Source organism: Pseudobythopirellula maris, assembly GCF_007859945.1.
Lineage (GTDB): Bacteria > Planctomycetota > Planctomycetia > Pirellulales > Lacipirellulaceae > Pseudobythopirellula > Pseudobythopirellula maris.
Map to the genome: position 1 here is coordinate 510809 of NZ_SJPQ01000001.1, position 19250 is coordinate 530058.

Genomic DNA, 19250 nt, shown 5'->3' on the forward strand with positions numbered 1-19250 from the left:
GGATACAACCCGGGGGGGATGGGAGGCGACATGCGGCTGGCGAACAAGCACGCGATGATCACCGGCGCCGCTTCAGGCATCGGTCGCGCGATCGCGATGCGACTCGCCAGCCGCATGACGCACCTGACACTTGTCGACATCGACGCGGCGGGGCTCGAACGCACGGCGCGCGAGGCCCGCGAGTTGGGCGCCGCGGTCGACAGCCAACGACGCGACCTCACCCTACGCGACGAGGTCGACGCCACCGTGCAGGAGAGCCTCGACCAATCGGCCGGCGTCGACCTGCTGGTCAACAACGCCGGGGTGACCTACCACGGTCCGACCCACGCGATGCCAGCGGGCGATCTCGAACGGTTGATGTCGCTCAACCTGCTCGCTCACGTGAGGCTCACGCACGGCCTGCTGCCGTCGCTGCTCGCCCGACCCGAGGCCCACGTGCTCAACGTCTGCAGCGTGTTGGGGCTGGCGGGCATGCCGCGGGTGTCGGCCTATTGCGCGGGCAAATTCGCGATGGTTGGCTTCAGCGAGTCGCTACGCAGCGAGTACGGCCGAGTGGGCCTCGGCGTGACGGCGTTCTGCCCCGGGTTCGTGCGGACCGAGTTGTTCGGCTCGGCGCCGTTGCCCGAAGGCCAGAGCAAGCCGAAGTCGCCGCCCGCTTGGATTTGTCTCAGCCCGGAGCGTGTGGCGCGACGGGCGGTGCTAGCGGTCGAGAGAAACCGCGGCCGGGTGGTGCTCGACCCCTACTGCTGGTGGGCGATCGGCCTGAAACGCAGGTTGCCGGCGGCTTTCGACTGGGCGCTCTCGCTCGGCCGGCGGCGGCGCGTTGAGCGCAAGCGTCGCGAGCTGGCTGCCCTGGCGCCCGACCCCCAGACCGCCTTGCGGATGAAGTTGGGACTCGGCGAGAGGCCAAGGCTCGCTCGGGCGGCTTGAGCGGTAAGCGAACCACGCGCGAACCGGCATTGGAGAGCCCCACGCAGCGGGATATGCTGTTGACCCCGACCGGTCCGGGATGGATCGGGCCCACGTTTTCCCTTCGCAGGTCAAGGATGACCACCAAGCACGGCCCTCGGGTCCTCATCGCGCGTTTGAGCGCAATCGGCGATACGATTTTCACCGCTCCGGTGGCGTGTGCGCTGCGCGACCGTTACCCCGGCGCCCGCATCACGTGGGTCGTCGAGGAGAAGTCGGCCACGTTTGTTCGCAACCACCCGGCGATCGACCAAACCGTTGTCGTGCCGCGCGGCTGGTTCACCTCGTGGCGGGGCCTCCGCGCGGTGCGAGCCGAGCTGCGACGCTGCGGGCCGTTCGACGCCGCCGTCGACGCCCAAGGCATGACCAAGAGCGCGGTCGCCTGCTGGCTGTCGGGAGCCCCGATGCGGATCGGCCTGTTGGGCGAGCATGGCCGCGAGCTCAGCCCGTGGCTCAACAACCGCTTGGTGCGTCCCGAACATACGCACATCACCGACCGCTCGCTCGAGTTGCTCGGGCCGCTCGGCATCCACCGGCCGCAAGTTCGCTGGGACCTGCCCGACGACGAATCGGCCGAGCGCACCATCGGCACGCTGGTGCGCGGCTCGTATCCCACCGGCTACGCGGTGGTGAACCCCGGCGCCACTTGGGAATCAAAGCTGTGGGAAACCAACCGCTTTGGGCAGGTCGCCGCCGAGCTGGGCCGCCGCCGCACACTGCGCACGCTCGTGGTGTGGGCCGGCGATCGCGAGCGCGAGGCGGCCGGCGAGGTGGTCGCCGCGAGCGACGGCTGGGCCAAGGTGGCCCCGCCCACTTCGTTGATGGAGCTCGCCGCGCTGTTGCGTCGGGCAAGCGTTGTGCTCAGCGCCGACACCGGCCCGCTGCACCTGGCCACCGCCGTCGGGGCCCCGGCCGTGGGCCTCTACGGCCCGACGCGTCCCGAGGACTGCGGCCCTTACGGCGACCGGGCGATCGCCCTGCAGAGCCGCTACCAGAGCGGCACGCGCCGCGAGCGACGGCGGGCGGGCAACGACGCGATGCGCGAGATCACCGCCGAACAGGTCGTCGCCGCTTGCGAGAAACTGCTCGACGCGGCGCCCGCTTCCCGCCTGGTCGCCTGACGACAGCAACCGATGGCTCAACAACGCAACCTCGCGCTCGACTGGCTCGCCTACGCCGCGTTGCGGTCGGTGGTCGCCGTCATCCAAGCCTTGCCGCTGTCGGTTTGCGAACGCGGCAGCGAGGCGCTCGGTTGGCTGGCCGGCACGGCGATCGGCTTCCGCCGCAAGCTCGTCGACGAGAACCTGCGGACCGCTTTCCCCGACTCAACGGGCGAAGAACGCCGCGCGATCGCACGCCGCACCTGGAAGCACCTGTTCCTGATGGCGGCCGAGATCGCCCACACCCCGCGCAAGCTGCACCGCAGCAACTGGCGGGCGATCTGCACCGTGCCGGACGAACGCCAGGTCGTCCGCACCATGCTGCGCGACGATCCGAAGGTGCTGATCTCGGGCCACTACGGCAACTTCGAGTTCGGCGGCTACCTGCTCGGCATGCTCGGCTTCCCCACGCACACCGTCGCCCGGCCGCTCGACAACGTGTTTGTCGACCGATTTGTGAACGATTTCCGCGGTCGCACCGGGCAGCGGATCTTGCCCAAGAAGGGGAGCAGCGACGACATCGAGCGCGTGATGCAGGCGGGCGGGGCGCTCACGCTGCTCGGCGACCAGTCGGCCGGCCGCAAGGGGTGCTGGGTCACGTTCTTCGGCAAGAAGGCGTCGACCCACAAGGCGGTGTCGCTGTTCTCGCTCACCTACCGCGCCCCCACGATGGTCGTTTACACCCGACGCCGCGAGGCGCCCTTCTCGTACGAGATCGGCCTGGCGGGCGAGGTCGACCCGGGGGCGGCCGACTTCGAGTTCGGCTCCACGCCGCTGCTGACCGAGTGGTTCACGCGGCGGCTGGAGGAAGTGATCGCCCGGCACCCCGACCAATACTGGTGGGTCCACAACCGCTGGAAGGCGGCCAAAGGATCCAGGGCGACAAAGCGGGTTACGAAACTCTCTGCCGGAGAGTAGATTGCGAGCGGCCCCGGCCGCCTGCCCAATCCCCCCCACCCGACCCGCCGCGCGAGATACCGGTGCTCGAGATCCGGCCCTTCCGCAACTCGGACCCCCCCGCCTTGGCGGCGATTTGGCGGAGCCAGCCGCCGCAGCGTGGGCTGATGCAGCCCCTTTCGTCGGCGATTTTTGAACAGTGTGTGCTGTCTAAAATCTATTTCGACCGGGCCGGGCTGCTGGTCGCCACCCGCGAGGGAGAGCCGGTCGGCTTTGCCCACGCCGCCTTCGGGCCCGGCGACGGGGGCGAGTGTGTCGACTGCACGCTCGGCACCACGGCGATGCTGATGGTCCGCGGCGACGTGGACGACCCCGCGATCGCCGACGCCCTGATCGGACGCAGCGAGGCTTACCAACGCGACCGCGGCGCATCGGTCCATTACGCCGGCGGCATCGACCCGCTCAACGGCTTCTATCTCGGCCTGTACGGCGGCAGCGAGATGCCCGGCATCCTCGAGTCCGACCCGCGGCAGCTGGCTGCCTTCGAACGCAACCAGTACCAAGAGTCGGGCCGCGTGGTGGTGCTGCAGCGGCAGCTCGTTCGGTTCCGCCCCGACGCGAGCCGCGAGACACGCCTCGTGCGTCGCAAAGCGCAGTTCGCCCACAACTTCTCGCCGTCGGCAAAGAACTGGTGGGACGCCTGCGTCTGCGGGCCGCTCGACCGCATGCGGTTCTCGCTGCTCATGCGCGGCCAGGAGCGGCCGGCGGCCAGCGTGACCTTCTGGGACCTCGAGCCGCTCGCTACGAGCTGGGGCATCCGCACCATGGGCATGCTCGACCTGCTGGTCGAGCCCGAGCACCGCCGCCAGCGGATGGCGACCTACCTGCTGAACGAGTCGTTCCGCGAACTGCTCAAGCGCGGCGTCACGATGATCGAAGCCCAAACCATGGCCGATAATCAGGCGGCCCTGGCCTTCTACCACAAGATGGGCTTCACGGCCGTGGACCACGGACGCGTGCTGCGGAGGGCGCCGCGCGACGGCTGATTCGACAAGTGCTCTTCGGGTGCAAGCTGTCTTGAGCCGCAAGCACTAGATCGTACTATCGATAGCCGTAGCGTTGTTTTCGCCATATCGACGTCGAATCACACCGCCACACACGCTACGCATCCGTGCGATTCGCACTAGACGTGCGGACCGGCGTCATGGATGTGTCCCGATGACGGCCCCGCGTGCGGCGGGTCGACGCGGAAACGCTTTTTTACGGGCGCCGATTTCTTCGGCTTCGCGATGCGGCCGCGGCGGGCGATGCGGCGTTGGCGGCGACTGCGGAGGGCGACGAGGCAGATCTCGTGGCGGTTGAACGCCAGCTGTCGGACTCGCACGTCTTGGTAGCCCCACTTGCGCACGCGTTCGAGGTACGCAACGATCGCCTCGGGCGAGCCCATCGACTTCTCGAGCAGCTTGATCGTGAGCACCAGACCGCGGATCGACACCTCGGGGTGCGAGACGATGCTCTCGACTGCGCTGAGCAAGGTTTCGGGGTCGACGTTCAGGTCGGCCGCCAGCCACTGGGCGGTCGAGAATTCGACCCGGCGGGCGTCTTGAACGCGCATCTGCAGCTGGTGGAAGTTCTCCTCGGCCTCGACCACCGGGTCGACCTTGGCCGGGTCGACGCCGAGGACCTGCATGCCCTCTTCGAGGAGCGCCTGGCTCGCCCCGCCCGGCGCGCAGCCGAGTTCGATCCAAACCTCGCCGGCCATGGTCGGCAGCCCGGCCCAGCGGAGCGACTCTTGCATCTTGAGGTACGCCCGCGAGACGGCGTGGCCCGGCAGTGCGAGGGGCATAACGCCGCCGGCGAAGCGGTCGCTGCGGTTCGCCACGCGGTGGGCCCCGATCCACCAGCGGTCGGGCTCGACGAGGGCCACGTCGAGCACGCGGGCGCCGTTGCCGGTCTCGCGCGAGGCGAGCAGCTCGCGGTCGCCCGCCGAGGCCTGCGGGGCCGACGAGCGGAGGGCGGCCTCGGCCGCACGGCTCTCGTCGGTGGGGCCCGGCTCGACGCCCTGCTGGCCGGGCAATGCGGTGTCGCGGCGCCAGACGTGCAGGCCCAGCTTGGGGCAGGCCTCGACGTACGCGGCGACGGCCGGCTCCTCCCACACCGCGGCGGCGAGCTCTTCGTTCGACTCGCCGGTCACGCTGCCCAGCGACAGACCGATCGTGCGGGCGAACACCAGGTGAGGCGCCTGGAAGCGGTCGAGATTGGCGGGCTTATCGAGCTTAAAAGTCACAAAACCGGGCCGCGAGTACGCGAACTTCCAGTTCGGCACGCGCGCGGCGACCTCGGACTTCAACGCCAGCTCCGCTCCCGGCTGGCAGACACAGAACACAAACTCGCTTTCGATCATCGTCCTACTATAGCAAGGCGAACCCCAGGTCCGGGAAAGGAACCGCCAAGACGCCAAGGACCCCATGTCACCTGTAGGGACCGCCCTCTGTGGCGGTCCAGCCCCGGCGGGCAGGCCCGGTCCTGGAGAGAGTTCTGAAGAGCCTGTACTCGGCGCCCGGAACGCCACAGAGGGCGTTCCCTACAGCTATCTGCCCGCCGGCCGCAGGGGGCTGTAGGCCAGGACGAACCGCTTCTCGCCCGCGGTGGCGAATTTGACGGTTGCCCGCCGCGCCTGGCCGGCGCCGCTGAGCGTGGCGATCTTGCCCGGGCCGAACTCCGGGTGCAGCACCGCCATGCCGACCCGGAACACGTCGGGCGAGACCCGCGGCGGCTTGTCGTCGGCTTCTTGCTCGGCGCCGCCGAGCGAGGCGGCGGTTTTCACCCCGATGGCGGCGAGGTCGAGCTCGGGCTTCGGCTTCGGTCGCCCGGCCCGCTCGGCCGCTTCTTCTTCGCTGAGCTGTGAAAAGTCGTCGGCGTCCGCCACGGCCTGCTCGGCTTGCCACTCGAGCATCTCCCAGTCGTCGGCCGGCGCTTGATCGACGATCTCCATCTCGTCACGCGGCAGCTCCATCAGGAAACCGCTGGGGATCGAGATCCGCCGCTGGCCGCGGAAGTCGCGCCGCTGCGCGTAGCTGAGCTGCAGCTGCTGCTCCGCCCGCGTGATGCCGACAAACGCCAACCGGCGTTCCTCCTCGTGCTGCACCGGGTCGCGCAGCGAACGCTCGTGCGGCAGGATGCCGTCCTCCACGGCGATGAGGAACACCGACGGGAACTCGAGCCCCTTGGCGGCGTGCAGCGTCATGAGCGTCACCTTGTCGCTGTCGTCCTCCCAGCTGTCGGTCTCGTTCACGAGCCAGGCGCGCTCCAGGTAGTCCTCGAGAGTGGGGTCTTCGTTCTCTTCGTCGAACTGGCGGGCGTCGGTCAGCAGCTCCTCGATGTTGGCCAGGCGGTTCTCGTCCTCCTCGCTCTCGCCGGCGACCAGGTGGTCGCGGTAGCCGCTCTCGGTGAGCACGGCGCCGATCGCCTCCTCGACCGGACCGCCCACATAATCGGCGAGCCGGTCGACGATCGTGACGAACTTGCCCACCGCGGTCGCCGACCGCTTGGCGAGCGTCTCGATGAGCCCCGCCTCGCGGGCCGCGTCGAGCATCGTCACGCCGAACCGGTTGGCGTGGCCGGCGAGCTGCTCGATCGTCTTCTTGCCGATCCCCCGAGGCGGGCTGTTGATGGTGCGCTCCAACGCCAGGTCGTCGCGGGGGTTGTTCATCAGCTGGCAGTAGGCCAGCACGTCCTTGATCTCTTTGCGCTGATAAAACTCTTGGCCGCGGACCATCTGGAACGGCACGCGCTCGGCCCGCATCGCCTTCTCGACCGCCCGCGAGAGGGCGTTGGTGCGGTAGAAGATGGCGTAGTCGCTCGCCTTGCGCACGCCCGAGTCGATCGCCGCGCGGATCTGCTGAGCGATGCCGCGCGCCTCGGCGTCGCCGTCGGCGTACGAGACGAGCCGCACGGGTTGGCCCTCTTCGTTGTCGGTGAACAGCGACTTGGCCTTGCGTTTGACGTTGTGGGCGATCAACGCGTCGGCGGCCCGCAGCACGCTCTTCGTGCTGCGGTAGTTCTGCTCGAGCCTGACGACCTTCACCTCGGGGTAGTCCGACTCGAACTCGAGGATGTTGTTCAGGTCGGCGCCGCGCCAGCCGTAAATCGACTGGTCGGGGTCGCCCGTGGCCGCCAGGTTGGGGTGATCGACCGACAGTGCGCGGAGGATCACGTACTGCGCCCGGTTCGTGTCTTGGTACTCGTCGACCAGCACGTAGCGGAACCGCTCGTCGAGCTCGGCGCGGAGCTCGGCGTTGTCGTGCAGCAGCTTGGCGACGTGCAGCAGCAGGTCGTCGAAGTCGACGGCGGCCGACTCGAGCAGCTTCTTCTGGTACGCGGGGTAGACCTTGGCCACGACGCCCGACAGCGGGCTCTCGCGGCGCGGCTTGTACTCGTCGGCGGTGATCAGCTTGTTCTTGGCGCCGCTGATCGCCGCGGCGATGCGGTCGGCCGTGTAATGCAGCGGGTTGATCTTCTCCGCCTCGACCACCCGCTTGAGCGTGTGCCGAACGTCGGTCGTGTCGTAGATCGTGAAGTTGGGCGCCAGGCCGAGCAGGTCGCCATGCCGACGCAAGATCTTGGCGCCGAAGCGGTGGAACGTGCTCATCCAAACCCGCTCGCCCGGCGCCAAGCGGTCGAGACGGCGGCGCATCTCGTCGGCGGCCTTGTTGGTGAACGTGAGGGCCAGGATCTGCCGGGCGTTGACCCCCTGCGACAGCAGGTGGGCCACCCGGTGGGTGACGACCCGTGTCTTGCCGCTGCCCGGCCCGGCCAGCACGAGCATCGGCCCCTCGAGGTGCCGCACCGCCTGGCGTTGGGCGTCGTTCAGGCCCACGAGCAGCGGGTGGTCGTCGGGCGTCATGGGCGTAACTTCCTTGCAAGCATCCGGCGGACGGCGCGAAGCAGCGCCGCTATCACCAGTGTATTCCGAGGGGCGCGACAGAGACCATAGGCGCCGCTCCACCAGCAAGCCACGCAGGCGAGCCGACGGGCGTAAGCCCCCGGCGCCATCGAGCAACCAGCCGACCTCCGTAGCAAGACCAACTGCGGCAACTCAAGCCCCCGGTATTTAGCCTGGTGGATTTGGGGGAATCCGCCAGTGTGGAAAAAATGGTGGAAGCTTGACGAAAACCGGTCTTGTTCCGCTACAATCTCCGGCAGTTCCACCAAGATTGGTGACACGCTTCGCGATGGCGACCCCGGGACGGGGCCGCGGCGAGACGTTCCGCTAGGACGCACACCGACTTCTAACTCTGGACCACGGCGGGCCCACGAACGCGGGCCCGCACCCGTGTGGTTCTGAGCGGTACGGCGTCTGAGCCGGCCGCTAGCTCTAAGCTCCGCGGCTTGGCGCCCGGGATGGCTGCGCCGCCGGCTCGATGGCTCGTCGGTCGGTTCGATCGTGGCGTGTGTCGCCGGTCCCCCACCACCACCGCAAGGGAGGGATCCCCTCATGTCGCGCATTCCACTCGACACCGTCCAGATGCAAGCGGACAGCATGAAAGAGCGGCTCGAGATGAGCACCGCGGAGATCGGGCTCGCAGTTCGCACGACGAACTGTCTCGAAGAGAAGGGCGTGTTCACCGTGAACGACCTGCTGCATTGCACGCCCGAAGACCTGCTGAGCATCTCGAACTTCGGCGAAAAAACGCTCGACGAGGTTTACAAAGCGCTCGAGAACGTCGGTTTCCGCCGGCCCCCGCGGCTCGCCAAGTGAGCCGAGGCGCCGTGCGACCGGGCGTGTTATAAGGGAGGGCGGGCGGCCTGTGCGCCGCCCGCTTCCTTCACCGAGCCCGCGCGCCGTCCCCCGCCACGCCCCAGCCGATGCCCGTCCGCTTTCCTCTGCTGCTGATCAAGAAGCGCGGCAAGCGGAGCACCGTCTCGCGCCTCGGCGCTAGGCTCGGCGAGGTCTTCTACAATTTGGTGATCATCGCCGCCGGCGCCGTCGGTGGCTGGTGGGTCGTCACGGACGCCTTGCTGCCCGACCTGCGGCTCTACCGCGACGTGGGACGCTTTGTCGAAACCACCGGCCGGGTGATCGACGCCCGCGTGATCACCCGACCCGGCTTGGCCGAGCAAGAGTACAGCCCCGAGCTGCTCGTCGTGTTCCACACTCCCGCGGGAGAGCGGCACACGACCTGGACCCGTCACGGCGTGGGCCGCGACGCCCCGAGCGAGCTCGACGCCCAACGGGCGCTCAAGGCGTTTCCGATCGGCACGGAGCTGCCTTGCTGGCATGACCCGGCCGACCACGACCGCGTGTTGCTGAGCCCAAGCCGGCCGTGGCAGCCGTGGCTGCAATTACTCATCCCGCTGTCGCTGATCTTGGTCGGCGTGGTGGGCGTGGTGCGGGCCTTGCTCAAGACACGCGTCTCGCCCGAGATGCGATCGGCCATGCGTCGCCGTGGCGTGGATGTCGAGCTGCTCGAGACCGGCTCTCCGAGGCCGACGCTGGCGGCGGCGTTGCCCCCCGTGGCGACGGCGAGCGACAGCCCCGGCGTGCGGCTGGCCCACCGGCTGCCGATCGACGGCGAGCGCGGCTGGCGGCTGGTCGGCATGGCGATCATCTGCCTGCTATGGAACGGGCTGGCCTTGTTGTTCATCTTCCAATTGGCCGCCGACTTTTTCTCCGGCGAGCGGCCCGTGATGGTCAGCCTGATCGTCGCCCCGCTGGCGATCACCGGCGGCTGGCTCGCCTACTCGCTGCTGTGCGACGCCTGGAGCCCCGGCGCCGGCGGGCTCACGCAGATCGAGGTGTCGCGGTGGCCGCTCCGCTCGGGCGAGACGTGCGAGGCCCTGCTGATCCAGAAGGGCCAAACGCGTGTTCGCGAGCTGACCGTCGCGCTCGTCTGCGAAGAGGTCGCCACCTACCACCAGGGGACCGACTCGCGGACCGCGACCGAAGAGGTTTACCGCAAGAAGCTGGTCGCCGAGGGCCGATTCGACGTCGAGAACGAAGCGGGCTACGAGCGGCCCTTCAGCTTCACGCCGCCGGCCGATGGGCCCGCGTCTTTCGTCTCGCCCCACAACGAGGTTCGTTGGCTGCTCGAGGCCCGGGTGGCGTCGCGGCGTTGGCCCGAATTCAAGCGCCGCTTCGAGCTGTGCGTCTACCCCGCCAGCTGGCCGGTCGGCGCCGCCGAGGCGCAGACTAACGACGCGTTGGCCCTCACCACGCAACAGGAGACCTTGGTGTGAGCCAAATGCCGCCTCCGATGAACCCGCTGCCGGCGCTCGTGCCGGAGGTCTGGATCGAGCACGGCGCCAAGCAGCTCGCGGCCGGCGAGCGGCTCGACGGGCGATTCCGCGTGAAGGGCTGGCGAGAGACGCGAGCCTACGCCTGCGAGGTGTCGGTCTTGTGGTACACGGCCGGCAAGGGCGAAGAGGACACCTCGGTCCATGAGTTCTTACGCTACCGCCTGCCCGACAAGGATGGGCCGTCCGAAACAGCCGATCGTTTAGATCCGTCGCAGCCGGTCGCTTTCTCGACCCGCTTGCCTTACAGCCCGTTGAGCTACGACGGCGTGATCGTGAAGGTCTGCTGGTGCGTGCGGCTGCGGGTGCTGCTGCCGCGCGACCGCAGCGTGGTTTGTGAAACGTCCTTCGCGTTGGTCGGCCCGAACGACGCCAAGGGAGAATCGCCCTCCCACACGGCGGACAAAGAGGCTGCGCCGTGACGCCCGCCCTCGCAACACTCGGGCCGCGCGAAGCCCCATGCCCTTCTCGCGACAGCAACCCGTTCTCGACCTGCTGGACCCGCCCGGGCGCGTTGCCGTTTGTCTTCCCCGTGGGGCGAGACGCCGACACGATGGTCGACGCCCTGGCGTCGCATGGCTGGCGCGGCCAGCTCTGCGGTCCGCACGGCGTGGGGAAAACGACTCTGCTCGTCGCGCTAAGGGAGCGGCTCCTAGAACGTGGCGTACGCGTGATCGAATGGCCCGCACCCGTTCAATCCGCATCGATTGGCCACGGCGGAGAACAAGCCGTGTGGGTCGTCGATGGCTTTGAGCGTTTCAACGCTTTGCGGCGGTGCTGGGTCACGCGGCAAGCGCGAAGCCGAGGCTTGGGGCTGTTGGTCACCACCCACCGCCCGGCGAGGCTGCCGATGCTGGCAAGCTGGCGGCCCGACGACCGGTTGGTCTTGTCGCTGTTCGACACGCTCACCGAACGTCGCCCCACGCCGCTGAGCCACGCAGACGCGCTGGCTTGCTGGCGCCGTTCGGAGGGGAATCTCCGGGAGACTTGGTTCGACCTCTACGACCTGCACGAGCAAGCCGTGCGTTCGTCGGCCGCTCGTTTCTGAGCCGGGCGAGCTACGGTTTAAGCGTGAGCTCGCGAGCCAATTGTCCAGTGCTGGTGCGGCCTCGTCCGCCGGCCAAACGGCCATGTCGCCTTTCCCGCCAGGCGGCGGGCCCTACAGTGGGACACGCCACGGGGGCCCGGGACCGGCCCAGCTAGGAAGCACGACTTTTCTCCGGCGCGGGTGTGTCGCCCTTTTGAGGCGACCGCCAGTTAGTTCGTCCGGCGACCGGCCAAACCACGCCGACCGCCGAACCGCCACAACCCGCCGAACTCCCCCAGAACTAATCTGCGACCATTTTGCAGGAAGTCTGGAGCTTTTGGTTGCCTAGGGGGTGGTCTGCGAGTTAGATCTTAAGAGATAGGTTCGTACGCCCCCGTACCAACGAGAAACGACAAATGCCCCGCACGACTTTCTACGCCGCCCTGCTGCTCGCCGTGATGGCCGGCCCCTTGGCCGCCGCCTCCCGCGCTCAGTGCGCCACGTGCCCCACCCCCACCGTGGCTTACTCACCGGTCGTCTACCAACAGACGGAGTACACCGGCTGGTACCCGGGCAAGTACCTGGGCGACTTCACGCGCAACCTGTTCTCGCCGTACCGGTCGACGTACACCACCTCCTACGCGCCGACCGCGTACACGGCTGGCTACGCCCCCACGTCTTACACGGCGGGCTACGCGCCATCGACATACTCGGTGGGCTACCGTGGCGCTCCGACCGCTTACCGCGCCGCGTACCAGCCGACTTACCCGGTCAGCTACTACGCCGGCTACGCTCCGGTCGTGCAGTCGGTCTACCGGCCTGTGACACTCCAGCCGGTCTGCCAATCGGTCAGCTACGCCCCGTCGGCCTGCTCGGGTTGCTCGACCGGTTGCTCTTCGTGCGGCGTGACCACCGCGTCGTACGAGCCCTCGTACGCGACGGGTTCGAGCTGCTCGAGCTGCGCCCCGTCGGCTTCCTCGTCGTCGAGCGTTTACGACTACAACAGCAACCAGCCCAGTCTCGCCCCCGAGGCCGAGGTGCCGGTCAACCGTCAGCTCGACAAGCCTGTCTACGATGAGGACGACAGCGTGCTGAACAACGCCGACGAGACGAGCGGCGCCTACTTCGAGGCGCCCAAGCTCTTCCTGCCGAGCGACCGCACGACCAAGCGTCCCACGGCGCCGGTTTGGACCGCGGTTTACGAGGGACAAACCAAGGGCCGCCTCACGGCCCACACCGCCACGCACACGACACGCACCGCGCATCGCCCGCTGGCCGATCAGCCTGTCGCCAGCAACCAGGCCACGAGCCGTCCGGCGAAGGGGCCGCAAGTCGGCGCCAGCGGATGGGTCGCGGTGCAAGACTGACACGCCCCCCGGGCTGATCGCTCAGCCAAGGGACTCCAACGAGTCATCGAGATCACCGCACGCCCGGGCGCCGCTCTTGCGTCACTCGGGCGTGTCGTTTTGAGCGGCCTCGGCCGCACGGCTCTCGCAGGCGGCGTCTTCCGCCGCCATCGTTTCCGACCAGTCGTTGGTCGCCTTCGAAGGCTCGGCGAGCTCGCAGATGGCGTTCTCGGCGGCGCGTTGCTCGCTTTCCTTCTTGCTGCGTCCCCAGGCCGCCTCGAAGCGGCGCCCGCCCAACTGGGCGGCGACCTTGAAGCACTTGGCGTGGTCGGGGCCCTTCTCGTCCAGCATCAAGTAGCAGGGCGTCACGCCGTGCTCGCGCTGGGCGATCTGCTGAAGCTGCGACTTGAAGTTGCAGCCGCTCTCTCCCGAGACGGCCAGTTCGATCTCCGGCGCCATGTGGCGCAGGATGAAATCGGCGGCCGGCTCGTTGCCGCCGTCGAGGTAGATCCCCGCCACCAGCGACTCGAACACGTCGGCCAACAGCGACATCGGCACGTCCGGCGTCGTGGTCATCCCCTTGCCGAGAATCAGAAACTCTTGCAGGTCGAGGTCGCGGCTGATCTTCGCGCAAGTCTGGCGGCTGACGACCACCGACTTGATCTTGGTGAGGTCCCCCTCAAGGAACTCCGGGTAGCCGTGGTAGAGCCGCTCGCTGACCACCGAGCCGAGGATCGCGTCGCCGAGAAACTCCATCCGCTCGTTCGACTCGAGCCGGTGATCGGCCCCCGAGGCGTGGGTGAGAGCCGCTTCGAGCAAGGCGCGGTCACGAAACGCGTAGCCAATCCGCTCCTCGCAAGCGCCGAAGTCAACCGGCGAGTTGTCGTCCACACAAGGCATCGTTGATGAAACCGGTTGTTGAAACCGAAGGAGGTTGAAACCGAAGGAAAAAGAGAAATGGGGCCGCGGCGGGCGATCGCCGCCTCTCGCGAAGCGGCCGTCGCACTTCCTCACAGGGGGCGACGCCGCATGAGCGGAGCGAGGCTACAGCCCCGGGTCGCGTTGCGTCAATCCACAACCCACGGCGGCGTTCGGACTCACGCACGCGACCCACGCGAGGTAGACTGATCATAACACGCCGCCGAGGCGTTGACCGCCCCAACACCCCCGCCCACGGCTCACCGCCCAGCGCGACCGTTCCCGAAGCGATCGCCCCCGGCGCCCGCCCCGCCCCTCGCTACCCGTCAGTTTGCCTTGGCCGCCATGCTGCTCAACACGCTCTACCTGCCTGAACTGCGCGAGATGATCGCCTCGGACGACCGCGAGGGGCTGCGCGATTTCTGCGGCGCCCTGCACCCCGCCCGGGTGGCCGAGTTCATGGAGGGCCTCGACGCCCAGGAGTCGTGGCGTGTGCTGCTAGCGGCCGACCCCGAGCTGCAAACCGAGCTGTTCGGCTATCTCGACCCGCAGAAACAGACCGAGGTGGTCCACAACGTGGCCGAAGCGGGCGACCAGCAGGCGATCAGCCGACTGGTGGTCGACATGCCGGCCGACGACCGCGTCGACCTGCTCTACCGCGTCGACAACAGCGTGGTCGACGAGCTGCTGCCGCTCTTCCCGCGCGACGACCGCCACGAGACGCTCCGCCTGCTGGAGTTCCCCGAGGGGACGGCCGGCTCGAAGATGACGACCGAGGTCGCCAAGCTCAGCGAGAAACTCACCGTGCGCGAGGCGCTCGAGGAGATCGCCCACCAGTCCGAAGACCTCGAGACGATCTTCTACCTCTACGTGGTCGACGAGGGTGGCCGGCTCCAGGGGCTCGTCTCGGCCCGCCAGCTGGTGGTCCACTTCCGCAAGCCCGACACGCCCATCGCCGAGCTCATGCAGCGCGACGTCGTCACGGTCCGCGCCAACGACGACCAAGAGGCGGTCGCCGAGAAAGTGGCCGCCTACGACTTTCTGGCGATCCCCGTCGTCGACGACGAACGCAAGCTCTTGGGCATCATCACGCACGACGACATCATCGACGTCTTGCGCGCCGAGGCGACCGAAGACGCCCATCTGGCCGTGGGCGTCGCGCCGCTCGAGGGCGGCTACCTCGACACCCACTGGTTCACCCTCGCCTGGAAGCGCGGCATGTGGCTCGCCATCCTGTTCTTCGCCGCCTTGCTCACCGCCCTGGCGCTGCGCAACTACGAGGGCGACTTCCAGAAGGCGGCCTGGCTCGTGCTCTTCATCCCGCTGGTGATCTCCAGCGGCGGCAACTCGGGCAGCCAGTCGGCCACCCTCGTGATCCGCGGCCTCACCGACGGCGACGTCCGCCTGGGAGACTGGCGCCGCGTGCTAAAACGCGAGCTGGTGATGGGCCTCTGCCTCGGCACGACGCTCGCCACGGCCGGCTACTTCTGCGCGGTGCTGCTCACCCGATCCGCGCTACCCGAGGGGGCGGACGCCGTCGCGATCGCCGCCGAGTCGCCCCCCCCCACCATGGGCGAAGTGCTCGTCGTGCCGATCACACTGCTGCTGGTGGTGCTCTGCGGAACGCTCTCGGGCGGCGTGCTGCCGCTCGTGTTCCAGCGACTGGGCCTCGACCCGGCGCTGATGAGCAACGCCCTGGTGGCCGGCATCATCGACATCGCCGGGATCATCATCTACATGACCGTGGCGGTCTGGATGGTCAGCGGGCTGGGGTGAGCGGGGCTCCCCTCTCACCACGCGCCGGGCGCCCCGGGTCGCAGCGAAGCGGAGCTCTCGGGGAATCACCAAGGGGGCGTCTGCTCGCTTAAAGCTGGGGGCTACGCCTGGCGGCTGCGCCCCCAGCCACCCCAACTATAGGACGCCGGGGTAAATACAGATGTCAGGAACCTTTTGCTGACCGACCAAGGAAGGCACATACGGTTCCTGACACCTTTGTCTGACACCCGAGGTAAAGTAGCGATGGATATTGAAGAATTGAAAAAAGAACTAACACGCCGAAGCGTGCCTCAGCATTACTACTGCCTAACCGGCGGTTTGCCAATCGACGCCTATTGTGTAGAGCAAAGACCAGACGGTCGGTGGCAGACTTACTACAGCGAGCGAGGCGCACGGGATCGAATTGAGGTCTTTGACACTGAGGATGAAGCATGCCGGAACTTGCTTCAGAAAGTAGCCAGGTACGGCGAGGCGAAAGCTCAATAGAATACTAACTGTTAGACCAGTATCGCTTACCATACAATCCTCCAGGAATATTTCGCCCTATTTCTGCCCCCTTCATTCTCCTTAATGCTCGTTAAACGCGAAGTTGAATCAGCTGATCCGAGAGCCATCACGGGCCGTGCCCCGAGGAACCACGGCGAGTCGGGCGGCGCCAAAACGTTCGCGGCTGGGCGCGTCGCCATGACCCGCTGTTCCAGGCGCAGCGGCAGCAGCAGTTTGCTGGTTATCGAGGCGTCGTCATGACAGCTACTGAGGCAATCGCCGGCCGAATCAAGCACTTACGCCGGGTGCTGAAGAAGCAGCCCGAAGCCCTCGCTTCGAGCTTCGAGAGTTCAGTCGATCGCATCCGCAAGCACGGCGAGTCCGAAAACCCTCGCTCGGCGGTCTTGCTCGGATCGAGCTGCGAGTACTTGGCGTCGGACTACGGGTTCCGCGGGATGATGACGCTGATCGACGGCGACCAGAGCGGCTGGGAATCCATTGACAAAGCCTTGCAGCTGTTCTTGTGGCGAGCCAAGTTCGATCTGGCGTCGCGCGTCAAGGCGATCGAACGCGATGATTTTTATTCATCGATCTACCTGGGGTTTGAGATGGCCGACTGCGCTTCCGCCTTGTGCCACGCTTACTATTCCAGTCAACACGGTTGGCACCAAGAACTGTCGGAGGCGTGGCGAAGGTTCGTCGAAATCCCCGATCTGCATGAATTGGGAAGCGATTTTTGGAGAGGCGGCGTCCACGGCGAGGCGCATTACGAGGCCTATTGTGTGCGGCTGTTCCGCGAGGGGGTTGCGAGACCGGCCTGGGAGTTGCCCGATTACATCGAGGGGCGCGATCTCGGCCCGTTCCAGAAGATTGTCGACGAATGGCGCACGCCTGACCGTCTCGGCGACGCGTTCGTCATCGCCCTGGATTACCACTGCGCCAACTTCGAAGACGATGGTCCCGGCACGCCATGGGCGCCGTTCAAGCACCTGCCCTTCGATCTCGTGCCGGTCTGGTACCTGGCGTCCCTCAAGCGGCGGCGGGAAGAGGGGCTGGAGACGCCCGAGGTCGATCACCCGCTGCTCCGGCTACCGACGGCTCAACCAGGCGGCTACGTCTTTGGGACGGCCAAGGACCCGCTTTTCGAGGAGCTGGAAGGCTACTACAAGAAGTACGACCTCTCGCTCGACCCGCCTAAGCGGGCCGCTGGCGATTGAGCAATTCTTTTTAAGCTTCAGAAAGCTCGGCCGGTACCGTGTGGTTCTTGCAGAAAGGCCGAGCCGATGTGGTCAGTTTTTTAGGTGACGAGCATCGCCGCCAGCCGCGCCCCGACGAGCCCCGGCGAGTCGGGGGGCGCCCAGTTCCCGGCGCCGGTCGCTGCGAGACGCGTCGCCGTGATCCGCTGCTCCTCGTGCAGCGGCAGCAGGAATTGCTGCAGGCCCCTCAGGAGCAGCATCTCGGTGGTCGTCGACCCGCCGTTGCTAATCGCCGGGCGCCCGGGGTCGCAGCGAAGCGGAGCCCCCGGAGAATCACCAAGGGGTCGTCTGCTCGCTAAAAGCTGGGGGCTACGTCTAGCGGCTGCGAACCCAGCCACCCTAACTTTTTTACCAGCCGCGTGGGACCTTCTTCGCGCTGCGGCGCTATCCTGCGATCGTCGGCGTTGTTCCTTAGTGGTTACCCTTACACGCGAATCGACTCAAACCTTGGCCCAAAAAAAGTTTGGCGCGACTTATCCGCCTTCGGCGGACTCCGCTGGGCTCCGCTAAACGATCTAATGGCAACGACTTAGGACAAAATCGCGAGTGGCCAAGAATCGCTGCTGCGCGCTTGGCTCAAAAGCGATTGTCGAAATTAGGTAAAAGAGGCGTTACAAAGACAATTGGGCGCCGCAGGGGGTCCAACTTTTGCAACCAACCGGGCGTTTCGACTGCGCCCGCCGTGCTGATCGCAGAGCGATCGACGCAAGTCGTGAAGTGTCACGCGGCCAACTTTTTGGCGAAGGCTCGGGCGGCGCCTTTCTGGAATACTTTTGGCCGCGCGGGGGCAACTGGCCAGAATGCCCTCATGGACTAACCGCTGACGACCGCCGCTCCGGCACAGGGAGGGGTGACGAAGGCCGCGGCGTCGATGCCGGTGCGTTTCTGGTAGGCCTGGGTGGCGCTGGCGATGATCGAGTCAGCCTTAGCGCGATCGATGAGGCTCACCACGCAGCCGCCGAAGCCGCCGCCCGTGATGCGGGCGCCATGCACGCCGCCATCGGCCCCGATCGCCAGCAGGCATTCGACCAGCGTGTCGACCTCGGGGCAGCTCACCTCGTAATCGTCGCGGAGCGACTCATGGCTGGCGACCATCAACTCGCCCGCCTCGCGCCAGCGGCCCGACTCGATGGCGTCGCAGAAGTCGAGCACCCGCTGGTTCTCGGTCACGACATGCCGCGCGCGGCGTCGGGCCAGGTCGTCGAGCTTGTCGGACGACTCGATCATATCGGCCGTGGCGTCGCGCAGGGCGTCGACGCCGAGCGCCGTGGCCGCCGCCTCGCAGGCCGAGCGGCGTTTGGGGTACTCGCTGTCGCCCAGGTTGTGGCTCACGCCGCTGTTGACGATGAGCACGGCCACGTTTGGGTCGGCCATCGCCACGTCGGTCGTCTCGAACGAGCGGCAGTCGAGCCGCAGGAGCGAGCCCTCCTTGCAGCCGGCCGAGGCGAACTGGTCCATCACGCCGCACGGCACACCGGCGAACTCGTTCTCGGCCTGCTGGCAGAGCCGGGCTTTGTCGGCGACGCCCAACTCGGCGCCGGCCGCCGCCTCGGCGAGCGTGGCGGTGGCCACCTCCAAGGCTGCGCTGCTGGAGAGCCCGCTGCCGAGCGGCACGGTCGAGAGCAGCACCGCGTCGGTCGCCCCCATCGCCACGCCGCGCTGCCGCAGCAGCTCGAGCACGCCGTATGGGTAGTGCGCCCAGCGGGCCAACCCGCTGGGCAGAGGGCCCTGCGGGTCGATCGTGGCGGTCTCGCCGGTCATCTCACTCCAGAGCCGCATGCCGGGGCCGCAGCCTGCGTCACCGCCGGCCTCACGCGGCGCCGCGGCGATCACCACGTGGCGGTCGATCGCCATCGGCAGCACGAAGCCGTCGTTGTAGTCGGTGTGCTCGCCGATCAGGTTCACGCGTCCGGGAGCGGCGGCGACCCAGCGGGCCTGTGATCCAAAACGCTCGGCGAACAGCGAGCGGGCGCGGTCGACAAGTTCGCTCAGCGCGGGGGTCATGCGAGAGAGGGGGCTGCGGAGCGTGGGGGGCCGATTGGCCGCGGCTCCCCGCCACCTGAGCGGCTGGCCTAAGCCCGCCAAATTAGGGGGGCGTGCAACAAAACGGCGCCGACGG

The 19250-nt window shown here is 67.5% G+C and carries 16 protein-coding genes; 11 read left to right on the forward strand and 5 right to left on the reverse strand.

Annotated elements, in window-relative coordinates; all coding sequences use genetic code 11:
* Positions 1–30: 30 nt before the first annotated feature.
* The 4 genes from Mal64_RS01905 (at position 31) to Mal64_RS01920 (ending at position 4072) form a co-directional block, all read left to right on the forward strand.
* Positions 31–930 carry an SDR family NAD(P)-dependent oxidoreductase gene (locus tag Mal64_RS01905; protein ID WP_197525345.1) on the forward strand — a complete coding sequence of 300 codons (900 nt, stop codon included), beginning with the start codon at positions 31–33 and terminating at the stop codon, positions 928–930.
* A gap of 116 nt (positions 931–1046) precedes the next feature.
* On the forward strand, positions 1047–2090 hold the full coding sequence (locus Mal64_RS01910) for a glycosyltransferase family 9 protein (protein ID WP_231993556.1): 1044 nt from the start codon (positions 1047–1049) through the stop codon (positions 2088–2090).
* A 12-nt stretch (positions 2091–2102) separates the two neighbouring features.
* Positions 2103–3047, forward strand: a complete 945-nt coding sequence (locus Mal64_RS01915; RefSeq protein WP_146396238.1) for a lysophospholipid acyltransferase family protein — start codon at positions 2103–2105, stop codon at positions 3045–3047.
* Between the two features lie 182 nt (positions 3048–3229).
* Positions 3230–4072, forward strand: coding sequence for a GNAT family N-acetyltransferase (locus Mal64_RS01920; RefSeq protein ID WP_146396241.1), 843 nt, complete (start codon positions 3230–3232; stop codon positions 4070–4072).
* 137 nt (positions 4073–4209) lie between these two features.
* Here the strand turns inward: Mal64_RS01920 and Mal64_RS01925 are convergent, their stop codons facing one another.
* The gene (locus Mal64_RS01925) at positions 4210–5430 is read right to left on the reverse strand and encodes an SAM-dependent methyltransferase (RefSeq protein WP_197525346.1); all 1221 of its coding nucleotides are present in this window, start codon (positions 5428–5430) and stop codon (positions 4210–4212) included.
* Positions 5431–5616: 186 nt separating this feature from the next.
* Complete coding sequence (locus Mal64_RS01930) at positions 5617–7932, reverse strand: ATP-dependent helicase (protein ID WP_146396248.1); 2316 nt, start codon at positions 7930–7932, stop codon at positions 5617–5619.
* Positions 7933–8523: 591 nt separating this feature from the next.
* Here Mal64_RS01930 and Mal64_RS01935 point away from each other — a divergent pair.
* The 5 genes from Mal64_RS01935 (at position 8524) to Mal64_RS01955 (ending at position 12716) form a co-directional block, all read left to right on the forward strand.
* On the forward strand, positions 8524–8787 hold the full coding sequence (locus tag Mal64_RS01935; protein ID WP_146396251.1) for a DNA-directed RNA polymerase subunit alpha C-terminal domain-containing protein: 264 nt from the start codon (positions 8524–8526) through the stop codon (positions 8785–8787).
* Positions 8788–8894: 107 nt separating this feature from the next.
* Positions 8895–10265 carry a DUF3592 domain-containing protein gene (locus Mal64_RS01940; protein ID WP_146396254.1) on the forward strand — a complete coding sequence of 457 codons (1371 nt, stop codon included), beginning with the start codon at positions 8895–8897 and terminating at the stop codon, positions 10263–10265.
* The gene (locus tag Mal64_RS01945; protein ID WP_146396257.1) at positions 10262–10744 is read left to right on the forward strand and encodes a hypothetical protein; all 483 of its coding nucleotides are present in this window, start codon (positions 10262–10264) and stop codon (positions 10742–10744) included. Before Mal64_RS01940 ends, Mal64_RS01945 begins: the two co-directional genes overlap by 4 nt.
* Positions 10741–11370 carry a hypothetical protein gene (locus Mal64_RS01950; protein ID WP_146396261.1) on the forward strand — a complete coding sequence of 210 codons (630 nt, stop codon included), beginning with the start codon at positions 10741–10743 and terminating at the stop codon, positions 11368–11370. The genes Mal64_RS01945 and Mal64_RS01950 overlap by 4 nt, the downstream gene beginning before the upstream one ends.
* A 395-nt stretch (positions 11371–11765) precedes the next feature.
* On the forward strand, positions 11766–12716 hold the full coding sequence (locus Mal64_RS01955) for a hypothetical protein (protein WP_146396263.1): 951 nt from the start codon (positions 11766–11768) through the stop codon (positions 12714–12716).
* An 81-nt stretch (positions 12717–12797) separates the two neighbouring features.
* On the opposite strand, the gene rnc is transcribed toward Mal64_RS01955, so the two are convergent.
* Complete coding sequence (gene rnc, locus Mal64_RS01960; RefSeq protein WP_231993557.1) at positions 12798–13586, reverse strand: ribonuclease III; 789 nt, start codon at positions 13584–13586, stop codon at positions 12798–12800.
* A 372-nt stretch (positions 13587–13958) separates the two neighbouring features.
* Between rnc and mgtE the strand changes: the two genes are divergently transcribed.
* Both mgtE and Mal64_RS01970 read left to right on the forward strand, forming a co-directional pair.
* Positions 13959–15389: a magnesium transporter gene (mgtE, locus tag Mal64_RS01965; protein ID WP_315852742.1), complete on the forward strand. Its 1431-nt coding sequence runs from the start codon at positions 13959–13961 to the stop codon at positions 15387–15389.
* Between the two features lie 743 nt (positions 15390–16132).
* The gene (locus Mal64_RS01970) at positions 16133–17092 is read left to right on the forward strand and encodes a hypothetical protein (RefSeq protein ID WP_146396268.1); all 960 of its coding nucleotides are present in this window, start codon (positions 16133–16135) and stop codon (positions 17090–17092) included.
* An 80-nt stretch (positions 17093–17172) separates the two neighbouring features.
* Here the strand turns inward: Mal64_RS01970 and Mal64_RS19580 are convergent, their stop codons facing one another.
* Together Mal64_RS19580 and galK are read right to left on the reverse strand one after the other, a co-directional pair.
* Positions 17173–17331, reverse strand: a complete 159-nt coding sequence (locus Mal64_RS19580) for a hypothetical protein (RefSeq protein ID WP_197525347.1) — start codon at positions 17329–17331, stop codon at positions 17173–17175.
* A 613-nt stretch (positions 17332–17944) separates the two neighbouring features.
* Entirely contained in the window at positions 17945–19135 is a 1191-nt protein-coding gene (gene galK, locus Mal64_RS01975; protein ID WP_146396271.1) for a galactokinase, read from the reverse strand.
* Positions 19136–19250 lie beyond the last annotated feature (115 nt).